This is a genomic window from Enterococcus faecalis (assembly GCF_029024925.1).
GTDB lineage: Bacteria > Bacillota > Bacilli > Lactobacillales > Enterococcaceae > Enterococcus > Enterococcus faecalis.
This window is the reverse complement of the sequence record NZ_CP118962.1, coordinates 962,788-987,693: the sequence shown is the minus strand read 5'-3', so window position 1 is coordinate 987,693 and position 24,906 is coordinate 962,788. Positions and strand designations below refer to the sequence as shown.

Sequence of the window (24,906 nt, the reverse complement as noted above, 5' to 3'; positions counted from 1 at the left end):
AGGAGGATTCTATGTCAATTAAGTTAGTTGCTATTGATATCGACGGAACATTGCTAAATTCACAACACAAGATTACCCCACGGGTCAAAGAAGCGCTCCAAAAAGCAAATGAGCAAGGCGTTCGTATTGTTTTATGTACAGGCCGTCCTTTGCCAGGCGTGAAAGAACAATTGGATGAATTAGCCTTATATGGTGAAAATGATTTCGTGATTACCTACAACGGTTCGCTTGTCCAAGCAACCAAAGATAATACGATTATTTCACGCTATACCTTGAGTTATGAGGATTTTTTAGAAATTGAAATGTATTCTCGTAAAGTCGGCGCTCACTTGCACACAATTGATGATTCCGCTATTTACACTGCCAATCGCAATATTGGTAAATATACGATTCACGAAGCATCTTTAGTGAACATGCCTTTGAAATATCGTACGGTGGATGAAATGACACCAGAGATGAACATTATTAAAATGATGATGATTGATGAGCCGGAAGTTTTAGATCCTGCCATTGCAAAATTACCATTACATTTTACCGAAAAATATACGACTGTTAAAAGTACGCCTTTTTACTATGAAATCATGAATAAAAATGCTAGCAAAGGCAATGCTCTAGCAAAATTGGCAGACCATTTAGGCTTAAATAAAAACGAAGTGATGGCCATTGGTGACAATGAAAATGACTTATCCATGATTGATTACGCTGGGATTGGTGTTGCGATGGGCAATGCGACAGAAAATGTTAAAACAATTGCCGATGTGCATACCACTAGTAATGACGAAGATGGTGTCGCTCAAATTATTGAAAAAATGGTTTTAATTTAAACATTCTTTTCAATAACAATAACCCTCAATCTAATCAACATAGATTGAGGGTTATTCGTTATTTTATGATGCTGCCGCTAGCCATTTTTCAACGGCCCAACGGTGGCTTCCTCTTTTTAATAAACGGACTGCTTCTTCTGGTGCAACCCAGTGTAAAGTATTGGTCCTTTCTAAGGGTTCGCTAAGTTGCCGCCAAGTATTCGCTACATAAAAATATCCAGGATTATAATAGGCAGTTTGGCGATGGTTCGAATAAAAATATTCATCAGCTTCCCCTAAATAACAGCCAATTTCTACACTTATTCCCAATTCTTCTAGCACTTCTCGATGGATCGCTTCTTCTTTCGTTTCGGTGCCTTCAATTTCGCCTCCTGGTAAAAAATAAGCTCCATTTGGCGCTTGTACCAGAACCATTGTGTTATTTTCTGGCTTTGAAACAATAATGTATGCAGCATATCTTGTTTGATAGGTCAATGTCTCTTCTCTTTTTCCAAACGTTGGCGTTTTCATTGGCGCACCTCTTCTCTTTTCATCTATTTTACCTGAGAAATTCCTTTAGAACAAGTCAGAAACCAAGCGTTTTTCTCTACATTTCACGTTTATCTATGCTACTATTAACGTTGGAAATATAATTAAGTTTGAAAGGGAGTTTTTAACTATGAAAATGGCTCATACATGTGTGCGTGTAAAAGATTTAGAGGCATCATTAGATTTCTATCAAAAAGCCTTCAATTTTGAAGAAAGTCGCCGTCGTGATTTTCCAGAAAATAAATTTACTTTGGTTTATCTAACTTTACCAGGAGACGACTACGAACTAGAACTAACTTATAATTATGATCATGAAGCATACGATTTAGGAAACGGTTATGGTCATATCGCCATCAGTACAGATGATTTAGAAGGATTACACGAAAAACATCAAGTGGCTGGCTTAACTGTCACTGACTTAAAAGGCTTACCTGGAACTGCACCATCTTATTACTTTGTTGTCGACCCAGATGGTTATAAAATCGAAGTCATTCGTGAACGTTAAAAAGTTTCACTTGTTCACTTACTGAGCTTTTTGTGTTTGAGAGCTGTCCGAGACAAAACTTGTCTCGACTTCTTCTCAAACACTTTTTTCAAAAAAAGTGCTACAATAGAACGTATGAATTTATTGAGGATGTGATGTTATTATGACAAAAAAATTATTGGAATCGCTGGCAATCAACTTTTGCAGGCAGCTGAAGTGTTTCACGGTAACCAAGTGACTTACACCCCACAAGGTTTTGTTAGCGCTGTTCAAGCCGCAGGTGGCGTTCCTCTCGTTTTGCCAATTGGCCCCAAAGAATTAGCCGCTACGTATATACAACAAATTGATAAACTACTTTTAGCAGGCGGTTAAGATGTTGCCCCTGAATTTTACGGACAAGAACCCCATATAAAATTAGAAGAAACGAATCGTGATCGTGACGAGTTTGAGTTAGCCCTAATTGAAGAAGCCTTAAAACAAAACAAACCTATTTTTGCGGTTTGCCGTGGAATGCAATTAGTCAATGTTGCTTTAGGTGGCACATTATATCAAGATTTATCGATGTATCCTCAATGGTCAGTTAAGCACGGACAACAACCCACTCAACCAATCTTTGCGACGCATCGTATTGATGTTGAACCAGACAGTCAATTATCAAACATATATGGTACAACTGGTCAAGTCAACTCGTACCATCACCAAGCACTACATACTTTAGGAAAAGATTTACGCGTTACTGCTTGGTCCTCTGATGGCCTTGCAGAAGCAGTGGAATCAACAAATGAACAGCAGCCTTTATTAGCTGTTCAATGGCATCCTGAACTAATGTACGCACGTGATGCCAAATCCCAAGCACTCTTTAACTACTTTGTTCAAAAATTATAGTAAAAACGGAGGGACGTCTTTCGCCCCTCCGTTTTTACTTGCTATCATACTTAAAAATCAAAATTATCTGGATCTGCACCAAAACGATGATCCTTATTTAACTGATTAATTGCGGTTATTTCTTCTGGTGTTAATTCAAAATCAAAGACAGCAAAATTTTCCTGAATTCTTTTTTCGTGAACAGATTTAGGAATCACGATAATATCATTTTGTAAGTGCCAACGAATAATCACTTGGGCCGCTGATTTACCATATTTTTCACCAATTTTCACTAGTACTGGTTCAGATAATAAATTACCTTGTCCTAGAGGAGACCAAGCCTCCACGGCAATCTTATTTTCGGCTAAATATTTTCGTAGCGGTTCTTGTGTTAACGTAGGATGTAATTCAATTTGATCCACCATTGGCACAACATTTGCTTCTGTTAATAAATCTTCCAAATGATGTTGATGAAAATTGGAAACGCCAATTGCTTTGGCACGACCACTTGCGTAAATTTCTTCTAATGCTTTCCATGATTCTTTATATTTACCAGCAACAGGCCAGTGAATTAAATATAAATCAACATAGTCTAGCCCTAATTTTTCTAAGCTTTTATCAAACGCTTTAATCGCATTTTCATAGCCTTGATCTTCATTCCATAATTTCGTCGTCACGAAAATTTCTTCGCGGGGAATACCCGATTGACGAATGCCTTCGCCCACCCCTGCTTCGTTTTTATAAACGGCTGCCGTATCAATCAAGCGATAACCCGCTTCTAAAGCCCATTTTACTGAATTTGTTGCTTCTGAGCCATCTTCTACACGCCAAACGCCTAAACCTAGGCGTGGCATTTCATTGCCATTTGCTAATTTTTTTGTTTTATCCAAAGTCATGTGTTTCTTCAGTCCCTTCATTTTCATTACTTTTAGTATACTACGCATTCTTCTTTCATGAAACAATCACGACTTGTCAGGTCATTTTCTTTATTTTTAATAAATAACGACGCCAATAGGTCAGCACTCCGATTAGTGCCACAACTACAATTGTTCGACCGCTAACGCTTCCAATCCACAGTTTAACTGCAAGTAACCAGATACAAAAGAGATAAACACAGGACCAATTAAAGGAAACTTTCAATGTACATGATTCCGCAATTTCGATTATCTGACTACTAAAAAAACGACTCCCTAATCGTAAAGCGACTGGATTATGGAAGATAAATGTTCGTCGCTTGTCAGCCGTCAAGCGAGTAGCACATCGCTCATCAATAAAAATTGTTACAGGTAATTTAGAAAGTAAATCATTTTTTGCCCATTCAATTGAAACTTTCACGCAGCACTCACAACCTTTAACAAAATTATAAAATATATTATTTATTTACAAAATTATAACATTCCTAAAAAAACATGTTAAGTCTTTAAAAAAACTTTCTATTTTCTTCCCCTTTCGCCGAGAGATTTAGTATACTAAAAGAAGAAATTTTAGAGAAAGTTGGATTTTTATGTTGATACTTGGTTTAGCCAGTACTGAAACAGTCGATTCTTCTGCTCCTGATTTAGCAGAAGCGACCGTAAAAAAAGTGAGCGCGCTACAACGCTTTTGGAACAATATTAATTGGGATGCCATTGTCGCTACCTTAATTGAAAAAAGTTTATCAATTTTATTTTTAATTTTTCTATTTTTTATTATTCAGCGAATCGGGAAATATTTAATTGATCGCACCTATGCAAATTATAGTAAAAAGCAACATTTTAGTGAAAGCCGTTTAAAAACATTACACACTTTAATCATTAATGCATTTCAATATACGCTGTTCTTTTTCTTCATCTATTCTCTTTTGACCATTGTCGGTGTGCCTGTTGGCTCATTATTAGCTGGAGCGGGAATTGCCGGTGTTGCCATTGGTTTAGGGGCTCAAGGATTCATGAATGACTTAATTACCGGATTTTTCATTATTTTAGAACAACAAATGGATGTAGGCGATTATATTCGCTTATTGGCGTTAAATATTGAAGGAACAGTTACTTCTGTCGGATTACGAACCACTCAAATTAAAGCGGTTGATGGAACTGTTCATTTTATTCCAAACCGAAACATCACCACAATCAGTAACCTGTCTCGTGCCAATATGCAAGTGTTAATTGATGTCCGCATCAATCCTGAAGAAGGTTATGAAAAAATTTGTGAAGTGATTACAGAAGTCAATGAAACATTAAAAGAAAAGTATATCGAAAGTATTCAAACTGGGCCAGATATTTTTGGTATGGTCGATTTAGGCAATGGCAACTTTGCGGTGCGAACGACCATGTATGTACTAAACGGCAAACAATTTGCGGTCAAAGAAGAATTTCTAGCCCAATATATCAAAGCATTAACAGAGGCCGGCTTTACGATTCCCAATACGCCCATTATTGCAAAATAAAAAACAGCCACCAGATACTTATTAGTTATCTGGTGGCTGTTTTTCTAATTGTCCAATGATTTTAAAAAGCCACTAACTGCCTCCACTCCAAACAATAACGCCTCTTCGTTGGGTTCAAACTTAGCAGAATGAAGGCTGTAGGGACTTGCCACGCCTAACCAAAACATCGTGCCTGGGACTTTAGACAATAGATAGCCAAAATCTTCACCTGTCATTGCAACCGGTGCTTGTTGAAATTGAACTGTTGCTTGTTTGCTTATATATTCAATAAAATTCGTGGTACATGCGGGCTCATTCACTACAGGTAAATACCCTTTCTGATCAAGATGAACAGTTACTTCACATTGAAAAGATTGCGCAATACCTTCACTAATTTCGCGAATTCTTCGCTGCGTTTGTTCATTCGTTTCTGCTGTCAATGTGCGAATTGTACCAGATAAAGTTGCTTCTTCGGCAATCACATTGCAGGCAGTCCCTGCATGAAAAGTCCCAAAAGTAACGACTGCCCCAACCACAGGATCAACATTTCGACTAACGATCGTTTGCGCTTGCTGAATTAAATTGGTAGCCGCCAAGACCATATCATTTGCTTGATGTGGAAAAGCCGCATGTCCACCTTTTCCTTTTAAGGTAATGTTCACTTCACAAGTGGCAGCAAACAATGTCCCTACTCTGGTACTAATAGTTCCGACTGGCAAATCAGGATTAACATGAAGCGCATAAAATTCATCAGGTAACCACTCACCAAACGCATGGTCTTCATACATCAACATCCCACCTGCTTCATTTTCTTCAGCAGGTTGAAATAAAAATAAAAAGTTATTGTCTGGTTGCTGTTGACTTAATTCTTTCAAAACCCCTAAACCGATTGTCATGTGAAAATCGTGCCCACAGGCATGCATAAACCCTGGTCGTTTTGATTGAAAAGCAGAAACCACTTCCTCTTGAATAGGTAAACCATCAATATCAGCACGCCAGCCGATGGTTTTCTGAGGATTTTTGCCTTCTATGAAGACTAAAATCCCAGTTTGCCATGTTCGAACTTGCAGATAAGGTTGCTTCATTTTATCAATTTCATTAAGTAAAAAGGCTTGTGTTTCCTTTTCTTCTAAACCGATTTCAGGTATTTGATGTAGTTGCCGTCTAATCGCAATTAATTCTTCTTGCTCCACAAAAGCCACTCCTTCATTTTTTGGGTAATCGAAAGCCGCCATGAAGAAGTTTCTTCATCGCGACTGACTAATTTATTTTTAGAGTTTACGTAATTCTTCTAAAATCTCTGTTTTACTCTTGGTTTTATCATCAATTTGTTTAATTACTTTTGCTGGCACGCCTGCAACAACGGTATGCGCTGGAACGTCTTCCACAACTACTGCCCCAGCAGCCACAACGGCACCTTCACCAACACGAACCCCTTCTAGTACGACCGCATTCGCTCCAATGACAACCTCGTTTTCAATAACCACAGGTGCGGCACTTGGTGGTTCAATGACACCAGCTAAAACCGTTCCTGCGCCAATATGACAATGCTTCCCTACAGTTGCACGACCGCCCAAAACAGCGCCCATATCGATCATAGTCCCTGCACCAACGACGGCGCCAATATTTAGAATAGCCCCCATCATAATCACCGCTTGATCGCCAATTTCAACTTTTTCGCGAATCAAAGCACCTGGTTCAATCCGAGCATTAATGTCTTTCAGATCAAGAAAAGGAATTGCTGAGTTACGTGCATCGTTTTCTACAACATAATCCTCAATTTTTTCTTTGTTTGCTTCTAAAAAAGGTTTTACGTCAGCCCAATCGCCAAACAATGTCCCAGTTTTACAATTATTAAAGACCTTAATTGTTTCCGGAAACGTGACTTCTTTTAATTGCCCTTTCAGTGTTACTTTAACAGGCGTTTGCTTTTTGGCATCGCCAATATACTGAATAATCTCATATGCGTCCAATCACAGCACTCCTTTACTTCGTGTTATCATACAGAATAACGCATTTATGAGAAAAAAGTAAAGAGTTTCTTGCGTTTTATTTAAATTACTTTCATTTCTTCTTCTGATTTAGGCAGAACAAGATGATGTTTTTCTAATTCATGCGCCATATGATTGACCGCTTTTAAAATTTCTTTGCGTGTAATGATACCTTTAAAGCGTTGATTATCATCAACCACTGGTAAAAAAGAAGCATCTACTAATAAATGTAACACTTCTTCTAAATCCCACGATTCACCAATTACAGGAACATTGACTTCCATTACATCGGCCACAGTAAATTCATTCAATTTTTCAAAATCCACTGAAGTCAAATCAAACATTTTATCTACAACGTCTGTCAAGCCGATTAAGCCAACAAAGCGATCTCCCTTATCTAACACAGGAATCTTGGAATAGCGAACTTGCGATAAGACTAATGCCGCGTGACTTAACGGATTTAAACACATTACATTGGCGACATTTTCAGCGGGTACTAAAAATGTTTCTTGTTTTTCTAATAATAATTCTTTTACAGCAGTCCCTATCATGATTGGGTTGCCTCCATTTCTAATTCTTTAACACGTAACTTATTGTACCTAATTCTGCGGAAAAAGTCTTGGAATTCGCAAATTCTTCATAACTTAACAAACGAAAATTAACGTTTTGTTCTATTCTCCCCAAAAAAAGAGAACGCTTTCTCAAAAAAATAAAAACTTAGTTGTCCCATAACAGACAACTAAGTTTTTATAAAAGACCAATTAATCAGTCAATTATCCTTCTTTTTCACACGTTTCATCACAGCCATCACTGACCATAATAAGCGGAAATCCCATGTTTTCTAAGATAGTGTTTATCCAATAAAAAATGATCAATTGGTTCAACAGCTGGATTAATTATTTCCGTCAAACGTGCCATTGAACAGATTTCATCTAAAATCAAGCTGTTTTCAACTGCTTTTTCCGGAGTCATTCCCCAAGTAAATGGGCCATGTCCATAAACTAGCACTCCTGGAATTGCTAAAGGATCTAGTTCTTGTTCATGAAATGTTTCAACAATGACTTTGCCAGTCTCTTCTTCATAGTTTTCTTTAATTTCACTTTCAGAGAGCGCTCTTGTGCAAGGTACAGCGCCATAAAAAGCATCCGCATGGGTGGTACCGTAAGGAGGTAAGGCTCGCCCTGCTTGAGCCCACGTAACACTATTCAGGGAGTGCGTGTGCGCAATCGCTCCAATTTCTGGCATTTTTTGATAAAGATAAAGATGCGTGGGTAAATCAGAAGACGGCTTTAATGCATTGGTTTCCAATAGTTGTCCGTTTAAATCAGTCACTACCATCTGTTCCTTGGTCATTTCTTGATACTTGACGCCGCTTGGTTTAATTACGATAATCCCTAATGTCCGATTGATTTCACTAACATTGCCCCACGTTAATTTGACTAAGCCCAGTTTTGGCAAAGCCAGATTCGCTTCATAAACACGTTGTTTCATTGCTTGGATGATCGCTTTATTGTTCATAATAACCCACCTCTGCTAATTTGGGATAGAGATACTGCTGCGCGGCTTGAATTTTTTCTTGAAAATTCAAATCCGTTTCATTCCACATTTCAATTAAAAAAGGACCACTATAGTTTAACCGCTTGAGTGTTTTTAATAAGCCTGTAAAATCAACACAGCCTTCTCCAAAAGTAACTTCCCGAAACTTCCCTTCAAATGTGTCTGTTACAGCGAAGGTATCTTTTAAGTGAATAGCAGCGATTTCAGCAATTCCCTTTTCAAGCTCAACCGCCGGATTATTTTCCGGCCAAGCAGACAAATTACCTAAATCAGGATAAACATGCAAAAAAGGAGACGGAATTTGTTCCTTAATTTCTAGAAATTTTTGTATGCTATTCATAAAAGGGTCATCCATAATCTCAACAGCCAGAATGACACCGTATTGTGCAGCTTCCTCAACGCCCTTTTTCAGACCTTGAAGAAAAAATTCCCTTGTTTCGGCAGTTTTTTCTTCGTAAAAGACGTCATAGCCAGCTATTTGAATTACCCGTATGTTTAATTGATGAGCCAAACGAATCGCTTGAGATAAAATTTTCCGCCCTTTTTCACGTGTTTCTTTATTTAAAGAGCCTAAAGGAAACCGCCGATGACCACTTAAACACAAAGAATGGATAAAAAAATCTTCTTTCACCATTAATTGATAAAGTTCTTGTAACTGGCTTGGTGTCCAAGCCAATCGTGCTAAACGTTCATCGGATTCATCAATTGACATTTCTAAAAAATCAAACCCTAACTTTTTGGCCCATGTTAATCGTTCTGCCCAAGTTAAATTTTGCGGGAGTGCTTTTTCATACAGTCCAATTCGTGCCATTTTATCACTTCCAAATCTGATCGATTTTTTTTTGAAAATCTTTGGCTGCTTGTTCAGGATTTTTTGATTCGGTAATCCCACGGCCCGCAATAAATGTTGCAACTGCCATTGTTTGAAACAATTCAAGCGTTTCGACAGTTAAACCACCTGTGACGGACACTTCAAAGCCTAAGTCAATTAGTTCTTGAACTTTATTCAAATCTTTTTCTCCCCAGCTGCCGCCAGCTAAAAGAGCATCTCTACTTTGATGATAAATCACCTGATTAATCCCTAATTCTCGCCATTGTCGAGCTTGTTGCATTGTCCAATTTCCATATAGTTCTACTTGTAATTCTCGGACTTCTTTTTGAGCTGCAGCCATCGTTGGTAAGGTGGCGCAACAAATGACCGTCATGAAATCAGCGCCTGCTTGTGCGACATTACGAGCAACTGTACCGCCCGCATCAGCACAATTTGTATCAGCAACAATCGTTTTATTAGGAAACATGCGTTTTAAACAACGAATTGCTTTTTGGCCTTCTTGTAAACACAAAATAGTGCCAACTTCGATAATATCGACAATTTCTCCAACTTTCATACAATCTGCTAAAGCGTCTTCTAAGCTATTATGATCTAAAGCGATTTGTAAGTTTGGTCTTTTCATCTTTACCACCCTTTTATTCAGATTTTTGATAACGATCTGAAGCCATATATTTTTCTTGAATTTCTTTTGCAGACATTACATTTTTAATGCCAATCACTGTGACTCCACGTTTTTCTGCTTGCTGAAACATTTGTAAAAAATTGACTGGAGTAAAAACAACGTCGTATTGGCTAGCAGAGCTTTTTCCTTCTGAAATGGCGCAATGATGAATTTTTGTAATCGGTACACCTAATTCTTTCATTGCTTTTTCAACACTCCGCATCATCATTAGACTCGTGCCAGAACCATTGGCACAGGAAACAAGTATTCTCATTTCAAATTCCTCCTTTAATTCTCTTGAAATTTTTTAGCATATTGTTCATAATCATTGACAATCATAAAGTAACCTTCTGGATTTTTTCGATACTGAAGTTGCGGAATTATTAGTAACCCAATCACCACCACTGCTACGCCAACATAGCCTAGAACTTTCATAATGATTGTAAATAACGGCCAAGCTGTTGCCCAATCGAACATACCCAAATAACCGCCATATTGAGATAATCCAATCCATGTAGCAAATAAAGCTGAGCCACCTACTTGGATTAAACCTGAAAGGAATGGGAATAAACAAGCAGCTTTTACTCCGCCACGATTATTTGCATAAACAGCTATGACAGCGTTATCAAAAAACAATGGGATAAAACCCGCAATAACGATTGTCGGAGACTTTAATAGAATCAGTAAGCCAATCATTAAAAACTGGCCTAATGCGCCAAAGAGAAACCCAATTGTTACTGCGTTGGGCGAGCCAAACCCGAAAGTCGCTGCTACGTCAATCCCAGGAACAGCACCTGGTAAAATGGTATTTGAAATTCCTTGGAATGACTGCGTCAACTCGTCGACAAAGGTTCTAACGCCTAATTGTAAGATAGCTAAATAGACAGCAAAATTTAATGAAGTGGTCATGATATAAAAGAAGAAACTCTGCCCTTCTTGCATAAATTTAGCTTGAATTAAATAATCTTGTCCCAAAACAAGCAAGATAATGCCAAAGAAAAAGAGCATCAAAATGGACGTAGCAACCATATTTTCATTAAAAATGGATAGAAATCCTGGTAATTCGATATCTTCCAATTTTTTATCGACCTTCTCTGAACGATGTTTCTTTTGATCACGTTTTTTCAACCATTCTGCTAATTTTGCAAAAATAAATATGCCAAACATTTGTTGATGGGCTACCGCAAAACCAGCACCTTCTGTTAATTCCTGCGTAATCCCTACCGTTAAATTTGAAGCAACTGCCCAATAACACCCAAGAATTAAGCCCATAAAAATTAGTACTTCGATTCTACCTAAGTTAGGAAAACAAAAGAGTAAAATCCAGAAAGCGGTAGCTGCTTGTTGAATCTGAACATTCCCTGTTGTAAAAACGGCTCTCAATTTTGTATATTTTTGAAAACGAACCAACAAAATATTCATAATAAATGCGATCAATAACAAAATCATCACATCACCAAAGGTTCGTCCAAAGGTTTTCATCAATCCTGCATCGACTGCATTTTGCCCGAAATATGGATCGGTAACCATCGCCTGTAAATTAAATCGCTCTTTCAAGCCTACTAGAATAGGGCGAAAATTATTAACCAAACCACCAGAACCAACACTCAAAATAAAATAACCAACTGTTGCTTTCAGAAAACCTGCTAAACATTCATAAAAGGGCCTCCGTAACAAGAGATAACCTAATAACACAATGAAACCAATCAAATATGCTGGCTGTGTTAAAACGTTCGTAGCAAAATAAGTCCAACTATTTAACAAGAACTCCCCCATTGATTTTTCCCCCTATAATTGATATTTCTCCATAACTTCTTTAAAATCCATTGGCGTATTTGTCTCTAACAAGTCAGCAATCACGCCATCCGTCATCAATAAATCCATCAATTGCTGGATATTTTCAAGATGTTCGGCGGGATTTTGGGCTGCCAATGTAAAAAATAATGTTGCTGTTTTTGCTTCTTGATCGCCAGTAAAAGTGACAGATTGCTTAAATTTTGTAAAAGAAATGGCCGTTCCAAAAACGCCTGCGCTTTCCTCTGATGAATGTGGCATAGCTACTTCAGGAGCAATGATGATATAAGGTCCAAACGTTTCGACACACTGAATAATCTCATCGACATAACTCTGATCGATGATGTGTTTTTGGAGTAAAATCAAACAACTTTCCTGAATCGCTTCTTGCCAACTAACCGGTTCTTTATCAGGGTAATGAATAAGCTCTTGCTCCCAAAAATAAGTTAACATTGTACATCCAGCCTTTCTTACAAGAATGAAGGAAATGGTGTATCATTTTCTTTAACAAAAACATCATCAAAGCCACGATCAAAGTTAAATTCTAAGTTGTCTTTGTCATCTGGATAAACAAATTTGCCACCCACTTGCCAAATATATGGTTTAAATTGATAATGTAAACGATCTTTTTTAAATTTCCAAATTTCCATGATTTCTTTTGGATCCGCCATAAAATTAGACCAAATATCATAATGAACAGGAATGACTACTTTCGCATTTAAAGATTCTGCCATTCTCAACATATCAACAGAAGTTATTTTATCTGTGATACCGCGAGGATTTTCGCCATATGCTCCTAAGCAAACATCAATTGCATATTGATTACCATGTTTCGCAAACAAGTTAGAATAATGAGAGTCTCCGGCGTGATATACCGTACCACCTGAGGTTTCAAATAGATAATTGACAGCTAGTTCATTCATGTCCTGAGGCATTTTACCTTTAAATGTATTTTCAGGATCATCAGAAGTAATTAGCGCGGTTCGATCAAAAGCTTCCAAGGCCACTACATTCACATCATTCACTTTTATTTCTTGACCAGGTTCTATAACCCGTGTTTTTTCTGCCGGAACACCCCAACGCTGCCATGTTTTCACTACTTCTTTTGGACCAATAAATAGAGCCTTAGGACAATTTTGATGAACAGCAGCAGCTGTGTGAATATCCAAATGGTCTGAATGAATATGTGTGACAACTAAAGCATCAACCTCTTTTATTTCAAAAGGATCAATCACAAAAGGTTGTGTTCTTAAATTAGGTTGCATTTTTTGGCAACCACTCATGCGCATCATTTGATGTCCATTTTTCATTAAGCCGTTCCCGTGCGTTTGTTTTCCTGTTCCACACCATAAATCACATAAAATATTCGTGTTCTCATGCGTTTTCAGCCAAATGCCTGTACAACCAAGCCACCAGAGTGCAACCGTTCCTTGAAGCACAGTTGTCTGATTAATTTCTTCGTTTAAATAAGTGCCCCATTCTGGAAATGTCGCCTTCAACCAACTTTCTTTTGTAATTTCATGAATCGATTTGCTCATGCTACCACTCCTCTTCTCAAATGATTGTGTTATGCTTTATAAGAAAATCATAGCCGCAAAAAATCACAATGAAAACCCTTTTATATGATTGTTTGCACTTTTAATGATTCTTTTACGTGTTTTGTTTTCCTATGAGTTATACTATTTCATGGGGGACCGTGTCCAAAAAAATAACTAAAGGAGGTTGTATTACTTGAAAAGTTCATTAGAAACCATTGAAAAAAGGCAACAAAACATTCTCGCGCTGCTGCAAAAAAACAAACAAATGACTACCTATAAATTAGCAGATGCTTTAAATGTTTCCTTAAGCACAATTCGTCGTGATTTAAATGTCTTAGAAACTAAGAATGACATCATTCGAAAATATGGGTATTGTATTTACAACGACCAAAATCAGAAAGACTTTGATCAATCAGGACTGGAGTTATTAAAACAAGCCATTGCTCGTGTTGCTTGTAGCTATCTAAGTGATTATGATACCGTTTTCATTAATTCAAGTTCCACTGCTTTGAATATTCTCCATTATTTAAAGGCCGACCATCTGACCATCGTAACGAATAATTTAAAAATTGCCACCAAGCCTCATGTTTCTCAATACAATTATATTTTGACCGGAGGCGAATTACGTTTTCCCAAAGAAGTTCTGGTAGGAGATATTGCCATTAACACAATCACCGCAACGCATGCCGATGTTTGCGTAATTGGCTGTAGCGGGGTCAGTTTAGAACATGGCGTCACTACAAAAATTTTCAATGAAGCAAAAATTAATGAGCTTATGATAAAACAAACAACAAAAGTAAAAATTCTGGTCGCGGACCATCGAAAAATCGGCTTGACATCTAAATTTAAAATTGCTGATATTACCGCTTTTGATTGTTTGATTACAGACAAACATTGCTCATCAACTTTAATTACAGAACTTCGTAAGACCGGCTTAAAGGTTATCCAAGTCGACTAAAAAAAGAGCGTAGGACAAAAATCAAAAAGAGATTTTTGTCCTACGCTCAAAATCTGATAAATAAAAAAGTAGCACTTATTTCTTAACATTCACTTACTTCGTAAACGTTGCCTTTAATCGTTCCAATGGTTGGTGCTCTTTGTTATAGTACTGAACGAGATATTGTTCAGGTGTACTTTCAATTATGGCATATGTTTTCTCTTGAACTGGTCCACGAGGTAAACGAATACTTCCCGGATTAACAAAGAGAATGTTATTGTGTCGCTCTGCGCCCAGTACATGAGTGTGACCAAATAAGGCAATTGTCGCTCCTGCTTCTTCCGCTTGTAAAGCAAGTGTCGTGAGTCCCATTCTAACATTGGCTAAATGACCATGTGTCATATAAATAACTTGATCCCCCACTTTTTTAGTCACAGTTTTGGGAAATTCATCATAAAAATCACAATTTCCTTGGACTACAATTAATTTCTGCCAAAGTTCATCTGTCGGTTCTAATTCAGAATCACCACAGTGAAAGAGTGCATCGACTTGTCCTTCATAATGATTCACTAAGTCAACTAAACAGTCGCGATCGCCATGGTTATCGCTTACTACCAAGATTTTCATACGTTTCAACTCCTATTTTTTTAGCCATTCTTCCCATTGTTCTTTTAATTTTGCCACTGCTTGTCCACGATGACTGACTTTATTTTTCTCTTCTCCAGACAATTCAGCTGCCGTCTTACCAAGCTCTGGAACATAGAAAAGTGAATCGTACCCAAAGCCTCCTTCACCACGAGGAATCGTACCGACTTCTCCTGGCCATTCAGCTTCGACCACCAGACTTTCTTTCTTTGGTTCAGCAAAAACCAATGTACAATGGAAACGCGCTTGTCTTTTTTCTTTTGGCACGCCCGTTAACTCGTGCAATAGTTTCGCATTATTTGAAGCATCATTAGTTGGTTCACCAGCAAAACGAGCAGAATAGATTCCTGGCATTCCCCCTAACGCATCAACAATTAATCCTGAATCATCTGCTAATACTGGTTTCTGTAAAATTTCTGCAATTGTTTCAGCTTTTAGACGAGCATTTTCTTCAAATGTTCGACCAGTTTCTTCTACATCTGGCAAATTCGGATAATCTAATAACGTCTTAACTGTATATCCTTTTTCACCAAAAATTGAACTAAACTCTTTCGCTTTACCAGGATTTCTAGTCGCAATGACAATCACTTTCTCTTCTGAATCTTGCGAAGGGACTTCTTCAGAGGCTAAAGCATAAAGCGCTTCTTTCTGATACGTAATTAATTCCTCAATCCCTGTTTTTCCATAAAAGAGCATGGCATTTAACTCATCTCCTGAGAAGGTAGCTTCTTCACCGGTTCCTTGAATTTCCACAAATTCACCAGACTCGGTCATCACGATGTTCATATCCACTGCAGCATTCGAGTCCTCTGCGTAATCTAAGTCCAGCACACAATAACCATCGGGTAAAATACCCACGCTGACAGCAGCTAAATGCTCTTTAATTGGGTCTTCCGCTAGCGCACCAGTCATCAATAAATGATTGACTGCTAAGCGTAGAGCAACAAAAGCGCCTGTAATACTAGCTGTACGGGTTCCCCCATCTGCTTGAATCACATCACAATCGACAACAATGCTCCGTTCCCCTAACTTTTCTAAGTCAACAACAGCTCGCAATGACCGCCCAATCAAACGTTGAATCTCCATTGTTCGCCCTGTTAATTTTCCTTTCGCACTTTCCCGAATATTTCTTGTGTTCGTCGCGCGAGGGAGCATGCTATATTCAGCTGCTACCCAACCTGTTCCCCCGCCTCGTAAAAATGGGGGAACCTTTTCTTCGACAGTGGCTGAGCAAATTACTTTTGTATCGCCAAACGAAATAACCACCGAACCTTCTGGATGTTTAAAAACATTGGTTTCAATAGTGATCTTTCGCAATTCTTTTGGTGCACGACTATCATGTCTAATCATTTTCGTTTCCTCCTAAGTGAATCTGTTGTGCTTTTAAGTTCTCTATACCAAGCCAACTGCTTGCAATCTCTTCAAACATTTTTGCAGAACCAGTTGTATAAAATTCATGGGTCTGTTTAGGCGCTTCAGGCGTATGGGCAATGTCAAAATAATCGAGAAGCATGCTGACTTCGCCAACTGTTTCGGCTCCTGAGTCAATTAATGTCACATGACTCCCCATCACATTTTGAATCACCGGACGTAACAACGGGTAATGGGTACAACCTAAAATCAACGTATCAAGTCCTTTTAATTGTAGTGCTTGAAGTGTTTCTGCCACAATTTTTTTTGCTACGGAAGAACGATATTGATTACTTTCAACAATGGGGACAAATTTAGGGCAAGCTAAACTAGTCACCTCAATTGCTGGTGCCTTACTTTTAATGGCGATTTCATAGGAAGCACTTTTGATTGTCCCTAAGGTACCTATGACACCAATTTTGTTATTTTTTGTGACTTTAACGGCTGCTCGTGCGCCAGGTAAAATAACACCGACAACTGGAATTGGCAAGGCAGCTTTAATTTCTTCTAATGCGACAGCCGTCGCGGTATTACATGCGATTACTAGCATTTTTATTCGTTTTTTCAATAAAAAATCGGCCATTTCCCAAGTAAACTGAACGACTTGTTCGGCTGGTCGTGGACCATATGGGCAACGGGCTGTATCTCCTAAATAAATTAATCGTTCATTTGGTAATTGTTTTAGCGCTTCCTTTAAAACAGTTAATCCACCAACGCCAGAATCAATTAATCCAATGGCTTCTTGATTGCTCATTCTCATCCTACCTTTGCCTTTTATTCACTGCCTTTATTTTCTACTTTTTAAGGACTATTGTCAATTTTTCCTGTTTTGCTCTCATTTATTTCTTTTTTTGAAGGAAATCTTTTTCGATTAAAAAACTAGTAATTCATTTTTTTGTATGTTATAATTCCTAACATTGAGAATACAATTAGAAATACATTTGGTTAATTTAATTTAAATAACATGTTTCTCACCGAATCCTCTGTTATCTTTTCTACCAAATGATTGCAAAGGAGACTGCCTATGATTTCTTTAGAACATGTAAATAAGTATTTTGGGGAGCATCACGTTTTAAAAGATATTACTTTGAATGTAGAACAAGGAGAAAAAATTGTCATTATCGGACCCTCTGGCTCTGGCAAAAGTACATTAATTCGGTGTATGAACCAATTGGAAAAAGTCAATGATGGTTCCGTCGTAATTGATAACATTGACATCACCAAACCGAAAGCACCGATTCAAAAGGTTCGCCAGAAAGTTGCCATGGTCTTTCAAAATTTTAACTTATATGCTCATAAAACGATTATTGATAATTTAACGTTAGCACCGATTAAAGTGATGGGCGTTTCCAAAGAAGAAGCGGTTCGTACTGGCATGGAGTATTTAGAACGAGTCGGTTTGGCTGATAAAGCTTCTGCTTATCCTTCGCAGCTTTCTGGCGGGCAGCAACAACGGGTCGCTATTGCTCGTGCCTTAAATATGCATCCTGAGATTATCCTTTTTGATGAACCGACTTCGGCACTTGATCCAGAAATGATTCAAGAAGTTTTAGATGTAATGGTCGATCTTTCCAAACAAAATATTACCATGGTTTGTGTCACACATGAGATGGGCTTTGCTCGTCAAGTGGCTGACCGTGTAATCTTCATGGACCAAGGACAGATTATTGAACAAGGAACGCCTGAACATTTCTTTACAAGCACTGAAAACCCTCGTGCAAAAGAATTTCTAAGTAAAATTATTCATAACGGGTAATGAATAAAAAAACAAAAAATTGGAGGAATGAACAATGAAAAAACAAAATAAATGGCTAGCTGGACTCTCCTTACTTGTATTAGCAGGCATCATTGTTGGCTGTGGTAGCGGCAACAATGACTCAACTTCCAAAAGTGCTTCATCAAACAAAACGGTCACAGTAGAACAATTAAAAAAAGCAGGGAAAATTAAAGTAGGTGTCAAAGAAGACATTCCTAATTTTGGCTATATGAATCCTGATACAAACAAAAATGAAGGAATGGAACCAGATATTGCACGCTTGATTGCGAAAGAAATTACCGGCAGCGAAGAGAATGTGGAATTTGTGGGCGTGACAGCGAAAACGCGCGGTCCCCTTTTAGACAATGGTGAACTAGATATGGTAATTGCTACATTTACAATTACTGATGAACGTAAAAAGACTTATAATTTTACAACTCCTTATTATACAGATGAGATTGGTTTCCTTGTGCGCAAAGAGGATAACTTCTCCAGCATGAAAGATTTAGACGGAAAAACAATCGGCGTTGCACAATCTGCTACGACAAAAGAAAACTTAGAGAAAAAAGCGCAAGAGGAAGGAATCAAATTTACTTATCAAGAATTAGGTTCCTATCCAGAATTAAAAACAGCGTTAACTTCTAAACGAATTGATGCATTTTCAGTGGATAAATCAATCCTATCTGGCTATGTGGATGGCAAGACAGAAATTTTAAAAGATGGTTTTTCGCCACAAGAATATGGAATTACCACAAAGAAAGCAAATACTGAATTAAATGATTATCTAAATGGTTTAATTGAAAAATGGGAAAAAGACGGCACACTAGAAAAAATTTATCAAGACTGGGGCTTAAAAAGTTAATCATTCCTAAGACTTGAAGAATCAAAAATTTTAGGAGGGATTTTTATGTTTTTGTTAGCCAATATTTCCTGGCTTGAAGAAGGGCCATTTGCCTTATATCGTTGGGAGGCTTTATTTCAAGATTGGCGAATTTTTGGTCAGGCATTTCTCTATACTATTCTGCTTTCTTTAGGAGCGATCTTAGTTGCCTTTGCTTTAGGCATTTTCTTTGGCAGTTTATCAGCGACCAAAAGTAAACTTTTACACGCAATTAGTCGTGTCTATGTAGAATTTTTTCAAAACACACCTTTGTTGATTCAATTTATCGTAGTCTATTATGGCTTTCCTCTGCTAAGTCCGCTGCTTTCATTTTCTATTACTACGATTGCCATTCTGTGTGTAGGCCTCTATCATGGCGCCTACATTTCTGAAGTGGTTCGCTCAGGAATCGGAGCTGTCCCAAGAGGGCAATTTGAAGCGGCTTACTCCCAAGGATTAACGTACGGTCAAACGATGCGGTATGTGATTTTACCACAAGCATGGCGGATTATGTTACCGCCTTTAACCAATCAAGTAGTGAACCTAATTAAAAATACGTCAACAGTTGCCATTATTTCTGGCGCTGACGTAATGTTTGCTGCCAATAGTTGGTCGTCTGTCAACTTGAACTATATTCCCGCCTTTGCGCTTGCTGGTTTCTTATATTTCATTCTTTGCTTCCCATTAGCGAATTTGGCTAGAAAAATGGAAGAAAAAAATAAGAAAGCATATAGCAGATAGGAGGAAAACAGATGCCTTTTTCAGAAGAAATGCGTCAATTACTGACAGCAAATAATTTTCAATTTCTATTTAACGGCTTAAAATTGACGCTCTATATTTCCTTCGTCTCAATTATTTTGAGTACGATTTTTGGCACCATTCTAGCCGTTTTGCGAAATCAAACCCATGGACCACTGAAGTTACTTGCCAGTATTTATGTAGAAGTGGTGCGTAATATTCCAAACTTATTGTGGATTTATGTTATTTTTTTGATTTTCAAAATCAAATCCATACCTGCTGGAATTGTGAGTTTTACTGTGTTTACCACCGCTGCTTTAGCGGAAATTATTCGTGGTGGTTTAAATGGGGTCGACAAAGGCCAAATTGAAGCGGCACGTTCTCAAGGTTTTTCAAATTGGCAAATTCTTTATCATATTGTTTTGCCTCAAGCCATTCGCAATGTCTTACCAGCAATTGTTTCTCAGTTTGTTACTGTCATCAAGGATACAAGTTTCTTGTATTCCGTGATTGCTTTACAAGAACTCTTTGGCAAATCTTATATCTTAATGGGGCGCTACGCACAAACAGGACAAGTATTCACTATTTACGGAATCGTCGCCCTAATTTATTTCATTATTAACTTTAGTATCTCACAATTTTCACGTTGGCTTTCACGAAATTGGGCGAAAAGTTATTAATGTAGTTAAAAACAGGAGGCTGAGACAAAAGTGTTTAGCTCCAAGAAATAAGAAGGAATTTCCGAAAATTGTTCTTTAATTTTTGGAGAATTTCGGCTTATTTCCGAAGGAGCTGCTTTTGTTCAGCTGATTATCTTAAGATTTAGAAAGTGGGGCATAAGTCATTTCGACTTATGCCCCACTTTCCTGTTTTTATTTTATCTTACTTCTACTTGATGTTTTTCAATTAGCGCTTTTTCAACTTTTTCCATTGAACGGTTAATTTCTTCATCCACTAATGTCGCTTCTGCATTAACGAAAGTTAAACTATACGCCATTGATTTTTTGCCAGCGCCTAGTTTTTCACCTTGATATACATCAAATAAATGAATCTCTTTCAAATATTTACCTGCGTTATCTGAAATAGTTTTAACTAGTTCTTGATTGGTAACTGTTTCATCGACTAATAAAGCAATATCTCGAGAAACTGCTGGGAATTTAGAAACTGCTTCATAAGTAACCCCGCCTGCTTCTGTGGCTACTAATTGTTGCAAGTTTAATTCAGCAACATATGTTTCAGGAATATCGTACGCTTTTGCTGTCGTTGGGTGAACTTGTCCGACAAAACCAACCACTTCATCTTCTAAATAAATCCATGCTGTCCGGCCTGGATGCATTTCTGGAATCGCCGTTGTCGCTTGATAACTGATTTTTTCTGTTAATCCTAAAACAGCTACAATACTTTCCACTAAGCCTTTTACTGTATAAAAATCAACGGCTGTTGCTTTTGTTTGCCAATCTTTAACCATTGTATTACCAGTTAAAGCAAGTGCTAAGTGATTTTCTTCTGTAGGTAAATTTTTTGTTGGATCTTCTGTTTGGTAGAAAACGCGTCCTACTTCGTAGAAGGCGATATTATTATTTTTACGCGCCACATTGTATGCGACATCATCTAATAAACCAGAAATTAAGTTCATACGTAACACAGAACGCTCTTCACTCATTGGCCATTGCAAACGTGTTGTTTGACTTTCTTTCATCATAAATTGACGGGATTTTTCTTCTGTTGTCAACGCATAGCTGATGGCTTCACTCGTACCATGACCTTCCAGTAAGCTCTTTAATTGGCGCGTAACATGTTGTGCTTTGGTTAGACTTCCAGCAACTGTTTCTCCACTTGGCAATGTTGAAGGTAAATGATCATATCCATAAATGCGCGCCACTTCTTCAATAATATCTGCTTCAATCGCAATATCCCAACGTCTTGGTGGAATCGTAATTTCATATGCGCCTTGATTTACTTCATAAGCAAAACCGAGTGCTTCAAAAATTTCATTCACCGTTGCTTCATCTAATGCAGTACCTAAATATTGGTTGATTCGTTCTAAAGTCACAGCTACCTGCGCTTCTTTAACGGCCACTTCAGAACCAACTGCAGTGCCTGAAACCACTGTTCCGTCGGCTAACTCTGCAATCATCGCGGCTGCCACATCACAAGCTAACCCAACTGTCGCTTGGTTGATGCCTTTTTCAAATCTACTTGAAGATTCACTCCGTAAATTGAATTGTTTAGACGTTTTGCGAATAGACAATGGATTGAACAATGCCGCTTCTAAAGCCACAGTTGTTGTTTCTTGACTGATTTCAGAATTAGCCCCACCCATTACTCCGGCTAAGCCGACAGGCGTTTTTCCATTCGTAATGACGATATTTTCTTCTGTTAATTGACGTGTTTCACCATCTAATGTAATTAGTTCTTCTGCTGCTGTTGCTCGACGAACCAAGATTTCTTTGCTATCTAATTTTTGATAATCAAATGCATGCAATGGTTGACCAAATAATAATAAAATATAATTTGTCACGTCCACCACATTGTTAATCGGACGGATTCCTTCATTCATCAATCGATTTTGCAACCACTGAGGACTTTCTGCAATCGTCACATCTTTAATGACACGAATTTGATACGCTGGTGCATCTTGTGAATCTTCAACAGTCACTGTTACGTAATTTTCCACGTTATCTGAAGCATCTTCTTTGAGTTCGGGATCATTAAACTGAGGCGTTTGACGATAAATTGCGCCAACTTCATAGGCTACCCCTCTCATACTTAGTGCATCTGCACGGTTTGGTGTAATTGATAATTCAATAATCGCATCATCCATGTCTAAATAAGGGAAAACAGGTGTCCCATTCACTGCTTCTTGAGGTAAATAATAAATCCCTTCAGCATAGGCTTTTGGTACGACATTATCTGAATACCCTAGCTCTTCTAACGAACAAATCATTCCGTTAGAGACTTCGCCACGCATTTTGCCTTTTTTAATTTTTTGATTTCCTGCAATTCTTGAACCAGGTAATGCTACGATGACTTTAATTCCGGCTTTTACATTTGGTGCTCCACAAACAATTTGTGACAATTCTTCTTCACCGATGTCTACTTGGCAAATTGATAAGTGGTCAGAGTTTGGATGAGGAACACATTCTTTTACTTCACCGACAACAATTTTCTTTAATCCTTCTTCAGGTACAGCAACGCCCTCAACTTCGATACCTGTCACAGACATTTTGTCCGCTAATTCTTGCGGAGTAACGTTTGAAAGATTAACATATTCATTTAACCATTTATAAGAAACTAACATTTTTCAACTACTCCTTTACCTTGAATTGATTTAAGAAACGTAAATCATTTTGATAAAAATTACGGATATCATTTACACCATAACGTAACATAGCAACGCGATCTGGTCCTAAGCCAAAGGCAAAGCCTGAGTACTCTGTTGGATCAATCCCTGACATTTGTAACACATCTGGATGAACCATCCCCGCACCTAAAATTTCAATCCAACCTGTATGTTTGCAGACGTTACAACCTGCGCCGCCACATTTAAAACAGCTAACATCTACTTCGACTGAAGGTTCTGTAAAAGGGAAATAGCTAGGACGTAAACGAATTTTACGATCTTCACCAAACATTTTTTTCATCATGACTTCTAACGTCCCTTTTAAATCACCCATTGTGACATTTTTATCGACAACAAGGCCTTCAATCTGATGGAATTGGTGACTATGTGTCGCATCATCTGTATCACGACGGAATACTTTCCCAGGAGAAATCATTCGTAATGCACCTTTTGAAAAATCGTGTTTTTCCATTGTTCGAGCTTGAACTGGTGAAGTATGCGTACGAATTAACATCTCATCTGAAATATAAAACGTATCTTGCATGTCGCGTGCCGGATGATCTTTTGGTAGATTCATGCGTTCGAAATTATAGTGATCCGATTCTACTTCGTATCCTTCCACTACTTGATAACCCATGCCTAAGAAAATATCTTCAATTTCTTCCATAACTTGTGTCAAAATATGACGTGTGCCTTGAGGCATTTGTTTCCCAGGTAAAGTTACATCTAAACTTTCTTCTTTTAGTGCCGCATTTAACGCTTCGTTTTCTAAAACAACTTTGCGCGCTTCAATTGCTTCTGTTAATAAATCACGAATTTCATTTGCAAAGCCCCCCACCACTGGTCGTTCTTCTGGTGAAAGGTTTTTCATGCCTCTTAATACTTCGGTGATTGGCCCTTTTTTCCCTAATGTTTCTACGCGAATTTGGTTTAATTCTTTTAAAGTAGCAACTTGTGCGATTTCTTTGAGCGTATTGTCTCTAAGAGCTTCTAATTGCGCTTGTAATGTCATTATGCGTTCCCCTCTATCTTTTATTTAAACTAAAAAAAACGATAACCCATTCCTTTCAAAGGAACGAGCTATCGTGTTACCATCCTAATTCATAACAAATTGTTGTCATGCACTCATTTCATTTAACGGCAATTACCGGTTTGCTTTCTTCTTGAAAACAAACAAACTCAGGAAGTGAATTTCGCTTGGTGACTGTGTAAATCAGCTTCCAGTCTCTGGCTGACTCTCCCTAAAACACGTCAATTCAAACTACTTGTTTCCATCACTGTTTTTTTAGTTATTGAATTACGTTTAGTTTACAAGAAGTTTTGCTTGCGGTCAACTGCATTCTTCGTCTTTTACCCATTTTTCTGCCCAATGTTGAATTTGTTCCATTGCTAATTGCAAGTCTTCGCCTTTTTCGGTCAGGAAATATTCTAAGCGATTTCCTTCACCGCAACGAACAGCTTTGGTGATAATTCCTTCAGCTTCTAGTTCCTTCAATCGCTCTACTAAGACACGATCACTTAACATTGGAATTTTTTCTTTTAATTCGCCAAAACGTTGAGGACCTCGTTCTAATAAAACATCAATAATTAAACCATTCCATTTTTTACCAAGTATTGAAAATGATTTTTCAAATTTGGGACAAAGTACAAACGATTCTGTTTTTACTTTTTCCATCTTCCTCACCTCTTCAATGAGTATAGCACATTCCTTACAAAATGT

At 37.8% G+C, this 24,906-nt stretch carries 27 protein-coding genes, 1 pseudogene and 1 other annotated feature; of the genes and pseudogenes, 9 read left to right on the top strand and 19 right to left on the bottom strand.

Annotated features, from left to right (window positions below; all coding sequences use genetic code 11):
- Nucleotides 1-11 precede the first annotated feature (11 nt).
- Nucleotides 12-824: a sugar-phosphatase gene (gene yidA / locus PYW42_RS04920; protein ID WP_002409865.1), complete on the top strand. Its 813-nt coding sequence runs from the start codon at nucleotides 12-14 to the stop codon at nucleotides 822-824.
- Nucleotides 825-887: 63 nt separating this feature from the next.
- Here the strand turns inward: yidA and PYW42_RS04915 are convergent, their stop codons facing one another.
- Nucleotides 888-1,334, bottom strand: coding sequence for an NUDIX hydrolase (locus PYW42_RS04915; protein ID WP_002358001.1), 447 nt, complete (start codon nucleotides 1,332-1,334; stop codon nucleotides 888-890).
- Nucleotides 1,335-1,482: 148 nt separating this feature from the next.
- Here PYW42_RS04915 and gloA point away from each other — a divergent pair, with 148 nt between their 5' ends.
- Entirely contained in the window at nucleotides 1,483-1,857 is a 375-nt protein-coding gene (gene gloA / locus PYW42_RS04910; RefSeq protein WP_002409866.1) for a lactoylglutathione lyase, read from the top strand.
- 153 nt (nucleotides 1,858-2,010) lie between these two features.
- A pseudogene (locus tag PYW42_RS04905) lies at nucleotides 2,011-2,721 on the top strand (gamma-glutamyl-gamma-aminobutyrate hydrolase family protein).
- Nucleotides 2,722-2,771: 50 nt separating this feature from the next.
- On the opposite strand, the gene PYW42_RS04900 reads toward PYW42_RS04905, so the two are convergent.
- Nucleotides 2,772-3,644 carry an aldo/keto reductase gene (locus tag PYW42_RS04900; protein ID WP_002382129.1) on the bottom strand — a complete coding sequence of 291 codons (873 nt, stop codon included), beginning with the start codon at nucleotides 3,642-3,644 and terminating at the stop codon, nucleotides 2,772-2,774.
- Between the two features lie 28 nt (nucleotides 3,645-3,672).
- Nucleotides 3,673-4,035: a hypothetical protein gene (locus PYW42_RS04895; protein WP_002358008.1), complete on the bottom strand. Its 363-nt coding sequence runs from the start codon at nucleotides 4,033-4,035 to the stop codon at nucleotides 3,673-3,675.
- Nucleotides 4,036-4,204: 169 nt separating this feature from the next.
- Between PYW42_RS04895 and PYW42_RS04890 the strand changes: the two genes are divergently transcribed.
- Nucleotides 4,205-5,125, top strand: coding sequence for a mechanosensitive ion channel family protein (locus PYW42_RS04890; RefSeq protein ID WP_002382128.1), 921 nt, complete (start codon nucleotides 4,205-4,207; stop codon nucleotides 5,123-5,125).
- 44 nt (nucleotides 5,126-5,169) lie between these two features.
- Here the strand turns inward: PYW42_RS04890 and PYW42_RS04885 are convergent, their stop codons facing one another.
- The 10 genes from PYW42_RS04885 to ulaG all read right to left on the bottom strand — a co-directional run bounded on the left by PYW42_RS04885 (nucleotide 5,170) and on the right by ulaG (nucleotide 13,477).
- On the bottom strand, nucleotides 5,170-6,339 hold the full coding sequence (locus PYW42_RS04885; protein WP_002393436.1) for an N-acetyldiaminopimelate deacetylase: 1,170 nt from the start codon (nucleotides 6,337-6,339) through the stop codon (nucleotides 5,170-5,172).
- A gap of 36 nt (nucleotides 6,340-6,375) precedes the next feature.
- The gene (gene dapD / locus PYW42_RS04880; RefSeq protein WP_002358012.1) at nucleotides 6,376-7,077 is read right to left on the bottom strand and encodes a 2,3,4,5-tetrahydropyridine-2,6-dicarboxylate N-acetyltransferase; all 702 of its coding nucleotides are present in this window, start codon (nucleotides 7,075-7,077) and stop codon (nucleotides 6,376-6,378) included.
- An 80-nt stretch (nucleotides 7,078-7,157) separates the two neighbouring features.
- Entirely contained in the window at nucleotides 7,158-7,646 is a 489-nt protein-coding gene (gene cbpB / locus PYW42_RS04875) for a cyclic-di-AMP-binding protein CbpB (protein ID WP_002358013.1), read from the bottom strand.
- 256 nt (nucleotides 7,647-7,902) lie between these two features.
- Nucleotides 7,903-8,613: an L-ribulose-5-phosphate 4-epimerase gene (locus PYW42_RS04870; protein ID WP_002409869.1), complete on the bottom strand. Its 711-nt coding sequence runs from the start codon at nucleotides 8,611-8,613 to the stop codon at nucleotides 7,903-7,905.
- A complete protein-coding gene (locus tag PYW42_RS04865; protein ID WP_002410357.1) occupies nucleotides 8,603-9,463 on the bottom strand; it encodes an L-ribulose-5-phosphate 3-epimerase in 861 nt (286 codons plus the stop codon). The genes PYW42_RS04870 and PYW42_RS04865 overlap by 11 nt, the downstream gene beginning before the upstream one ends.
- A gap of 4 nt (nucleotides 9,464-9,467) precedes the next feature.
- The gene (locus PYW42_RS04860; protein WP_002411164.1) at nucleotides 9,468-10,106 is read right to left on the bottom strand and encodes a 3-keto-L-gulonate-6-phosphate decarboxylase UlaD; all 639 of its coding nucleotides are present in this window, start codon (nucleotides 10,104-10,106) and stop codon (nucleotides 9,468-9,470) included.
- 13 nt (nucleotides 10,107-10,119) lie between these two features.
- Nucleotides 10,120-10,419: a PTS sugar transporter subunit IIB gene (locus PYW42_RS04855; protein WP_002358018.1), complete on the bottom strand. Its 300-nt coding sequence runs from the start codon at nucleotides 10,417-10,419 to the stop codon at nucleotides 10,120-10,122.
- A 14-nt stretch (nucleotides 10,420-10,433) separates the two neighbouring features.
- Nucleotides 10,434-11,921: a PTS ascorbate transporter subunit IIC gene (locus tag PYW42_RS04850; protein WP_002366460.1), complete on the bottom strand. Its 1,488-nt coding sequence runs from the start codon at nucleotides 11,919-11,921 to the stop codon at nucleotides 10,434-10,436.
- A gap of 12 nt (nucleotides 11,922-11,933) precedes the next feature.
- Complete coding sequence (locus PYW42_RS04845; protein WP_002409871.1) at nucleotides 11,934-12,392, bottom strand: PTS sugar transporter subunit IIA; 459 nt, start codon at nucleotides 12,390-12,392, stop codon at nucleotides 11,934-11,936.
- A 17-nt stretch (nucleotides 12,393-12,409) separates the two neighbouring features.
- Complete coding sequence (ulaG, locus tag PYW42_RS04840; protein WP_002378184.1) at nucleotides 12,410-13,477, bottom strand: L-ascorbate 6-phosphate lactonase; 1,068 nt, start codon at nucleotides 13,475-13,477, stop codon at nucleotides 12,410-12,412.
- A 193-nt stretch (nucleotides 13,478-13,670) separates the two neighbouring features.
- On the opposite strand from ulaG, the gene PYW42_RS04835 reads away from it, so the two are divergent.
- Nucleotides 13,671-14,435 carry a DeoR/GlpR family DNA-binding transcription regulator gene (locus PYW42_RS04835; protein WP_002409872.1) on the top strand — a complete coding sequence of 255 codons (765 nt, stop codon included), beginning with the start codon at nucleotides 13,671-13,673 and terminating at the stop codon, nucleotides 14,433-14,435.
- Nucleotides 14,436-14,528: 93 nt separating this feature from the next.
- On the opposite strand, the gene PYW42_RS04830 is transcribed toward PYW42_RS04835, so the two are convergent.
- Genes PYW42_RS04830 through racE form a run of 3 tightly spaced genes read right to left on the bottom strand, consistent with a single transcriptional unit; the run spans nucleotide 14,529 to nucleotide 17,229 of the window.
- Nucleotides 14,529-15,041: a metallophosphoesterase gene (locus tag PYW42_RS04830; protein WP_002381991.1), complete on the bottom strand. Its 513-nt coding sequence runs from the start codon at nucleotides 15,039-15,041 to the stop codon at nucleotides 14,529-14,531.
- 12 nt (nucleotides 15,042-15,053) lie between these two features.
- Entirely contained in the window at nucleotides 15,054-16,409 is a 1,356-nt protein-coding gene (gene rph / locus PYW42_RS04825) for a ribonuclease PH (protein ID WP_002409873.1), read from the bottom strand.
- Nucleotides 16,402-17,229: a glutamate racemase gene (gene racE / locus PYW42_RS04820; protein WP_002409874.1), complete on the bottom strand. Its 828-nt coding sequence runs from the start codon at nucleotides 17,227-17,229 to the stop codon at nucleotides 16,402-16,404. Before racE ends, rph begins: the two co-directional genes overlap by 8 nt.
- A 264-nt stretch (nucleotides 17,230-17,493) precedes the next feature.
- Here racE and PYW42_RS04815 point away from each other — a divergent pair, with 264 nt between their 5' ends.
- The 4 genes from PYW42_RS04815 to PYW42_RS04800 are packed head-to-tail and all read left to right on the top strand — an operon-like array spanning nucleotide 17,494 to nucleotide 20,523.
- A complete protein-coding gene (locus PYW42_RS04815) occupies nucleotides 17,494-18,225 on the top strand; it encodes an amino acid ABC transporter ATP-binding protein (protein WP_002361604.1) in 732 nt (243 codons plus the stop codon).
- Nucleotides 18,226-18,259: 34 nt separating this feature from the next.
- A complete protein-coding gene (locus PYW42_RS04810; protein WP_002409875.1) occupies nucleotides 18,260-19,087 on the top strand; it encodes a transporter substrate-binding domain-containing protein in 828 nt (275 codons plus the stop codon).
- A 45-nt stretch (nucleotides 19,088-19,132) separates the two neighbouring features.
- Nucleotides 19,133-19,846: an amino acid ABC transporter permease gene (locus PYW42_RS04805; RefSeq protein ID WP_002363695.1), complete on the top strand. Its 714-nt coding sequence runs from the start codon at nucleotides 19,133-19,135 to the stop codon at nucleotides 19,844-19,846.
- Nucleotides 19,847-19,857: 11 nt separating this feature from the next.
- Nucleotides 19,858-20,523 carry an amino acid ABC transporter permease gene (locus PYW42_RS04800; protein ID WP_002411163.1) on the top strand — a complete coding sequence of 222 codons (666 nt, stop codon included), beginning with the start codon at nucleotides 19,858-19,860 and terminating at the stop codon, nucleotides 20,521-20,523.
- A gap of 197 nt (nucleotides 20,524-20,720) precedes the next feature.
- Here PYW42_RS04800 and pheT read toward each other — a convergent pair whose 3' ends face one another.
- From pheT to PYW42_RS04785, 3 genes are all read right to left on the bottom strand, one after another.
- Nucleotides 20,721-23,144, bottom strand: coding sequence for a phenylalanine--tRNA ligase subunit beta (gene pheT / locus PYW42_RS04795; RefSeq protein ID WP_002358033.1), 2,424 nt, complete (start codon nucleotides 23,142-23,144; stop codon nucleotides 20,721-20,723).
- 7 nt (nucleotides 23,145-23,151) lie between these two features.
- Nucleotides 23,152-24,198 (bottom strand): phenylalanine--tRNA ligase subunit alpha, encoded by a 1,047-nt coding sequence (pheS, locus tag PYW42_RS04790; protein ID WP_002358034.1) that lies wholly within the window; start codon nucleotides 24,196-24,198, stop codon nucleotides 23,152-23,154.
- 56 nt (nucleotides 24,199-24,254) lie between these two features.
- Nucleotides 24,255-24,473: a binding site (T-box leader), on the bottom strand.
- A 43-nt stretch (nucleotides 24,474-24,516) separates the two neighbouring features.
- Nucleotides 24,517-24,861: a winged helix-turn-helix transcriptional regulator gene (locus PYW42_RS04785; protein WP_002358035.1), complete on the bottom strand. Its 345-nt coding sequence runs from the start codon at nucleotides 24,859-24,861 to the stop codon at nucleotides 24,517-24,519.
- Nucleotides 24,862-24,906 lie beyond the last annotated feature (45 nt).

Excerpts from the sequence above, each read along its gene's own strand:
- yidA (WP_002409865.1), top strand. The coding sequence starts at position 12 with ATGTCAATTAAGTTAGTTGCTATTGATATCGACGGAACATTGCTAAAT.
- PYW42_RS04915 (WP_002358001.1), bottom strand. The coding sequence starts at position 1,334 with ATGAAAACGCCAACGTTTGGAAAAAGAGAAGAGACATTGACCTATCAA.
- gloA (WP_002409866.1), top strand. The coding sequence starts at position 1,483 with ATGAAAATGGCTCATACATGTGTGCGTGTAAAAGATTTAGAGGCATCA.
- PYW42_RS04900 (WP_002382129.1), bottom strand. The coding sequence starts at position 3,644 with ATGCGTAGTATACTAAAAGTAATGAAAATGAAGGGACTGAAGAAACAC.
- PYW42_RS04890 (WP_002382128.1), top strand. The coding sequence starts at position 4,205 with ATGTTGATACTTGGTTTAGCCAGTACTGAAACAGTCGATTCTTCTGCT.
- PYW42_RS04885 (WP_002393436.1), bottom strand. The coding sequence starts at position 6,339 with ATGGCGGCTTTCGATTACCCAAAAAATGAAGGAGTGGCTTTTGTGGAG.
- cbpB (WP_002358013.1), bottom strand. The coding sequence starts at position 7,646 with ATGATAGGGACTGCTGTAAAAGAATTATTATTAGAAAAACAAGAAACA.
- PYW42_RS04870 (WP_002409869.1), bottom strand. The coding sequence starts at position 8,613 with ATGAACAATAAAGCGATCATCCAAGCAATGAAACAACGTGTTTATGAA.
- PYW42_RS04865 (WP_002410357.1), bottom strand. The coding sequence starts at position 9,463 with ATGGCACGAATTGGACTGTATGAAAAAGCACTCCCGCAAAATTTAACT.
- PYW42_RS04860 (WP_002411164.1), bottom strand. The coding sequence starts at position 10,106 with ATGAAAAGACCAAACTTACAAATCGCTTTAGATCATAATAGCTTAGAA.
- PYW42_RS04855 (WP_002358018.1), bottom strand. The coding sequence starts at position 10,419 with ATGAGAATACTTGTTTCCTGTGCCAATGGTTCTGGCACGAGTCTAATG.
- PYW42_RS04850 (WP_002366460.1), bottom strand. The coding sequence starts at position 11,921 with ATGGGGGAGTTCTTGTTAAATAGTTGGACTTATTTTGCTACGAACGTT.
- PYW42_RS04845 (WP_002409871.1), bottom strand. The coding sequence starts at position 12,392 with ATGTTAACTTATTTTTGGGAGCAAGAGCTTATTCATTACCCTGATAAA.
- ulaG (WP_002378184.1), bottom strand. The coding sequence starts at position 13,477 with ATGAGCAAATCGATTCATGAAATTACAAAAGAAAGTTGGTTGAAGGCG.
- PYW42_RS04830 (WP_002381991.1), bottom strand. The coding sequence starts at position 15,041 with ATGAAAATCTTGGTAGTAAGCGATAACCATGGCGATCGCGACTGTTTA.
- rph (WP_002409873.1), bottom strand. The coding sequence starts at position 16,409 with ATGATTAGACATGATAGTCGTGCACCAAAAGAATTGCGAAAGATCACT.
- racE (WP_002409874.1), bottom strand. The coding sequence starts at position 17,229 with ATGAGAATGAGCAATCAAGAAGCCATTGGATTAATTGATTCTGGCGTT.
- PYW42_RS04815 (WP_002361604.1), top strand. The coding sequence starts at position 17,494 with ATGATTTCTTTAGAACATGTAAATAAGTATTTTGGGGAGCATCACGTT.
- PYW42_RS04810 (WP_002409875.1), top strand. The coding sequence starts at position 18,260 with ATGAAAAAACAAAATAAATGGCTAGCTGGACTCTCCTTACTTGTATTA.
- PYW42_RS04805 (WP_002363695.1), top strand. The coding sequence starts at position 19,133 with ATGTTTTTGTTAGCCAATATTTCCTGGCTTGAAGAAGGGCCATTTGCC.
- PYW42_RS04800 (WP_002411163.1), top strand. The coding sequence starts at position 19,858 with ATGCCTTTTTCAGAAGAAATGCGTCAATTACTGACAGCAAATAATTTT.
- pheT (WP_002358033.1), bottom strand. The coding sequence starts at position 23,144 with ATGTTAGTTTCTTATAAATGGTTAAATGAATATGTTAATCTTTCAAAC.
- pheS (WP_002358034.1), bottom strand. The coding sequence starts at position 24,198 with ATGACATTACAAGCGCAATTAGAAGCTCTTAGAGACAATACGCTCAAA.
- PYW42_RS04785 (WP_002358035.1), bottom strand. The coding sequence starts at position 24,861 with ATGGAAAAAGTAAAAACAGAATCGTTTGTACTTTGTCCCAAATTTGAA.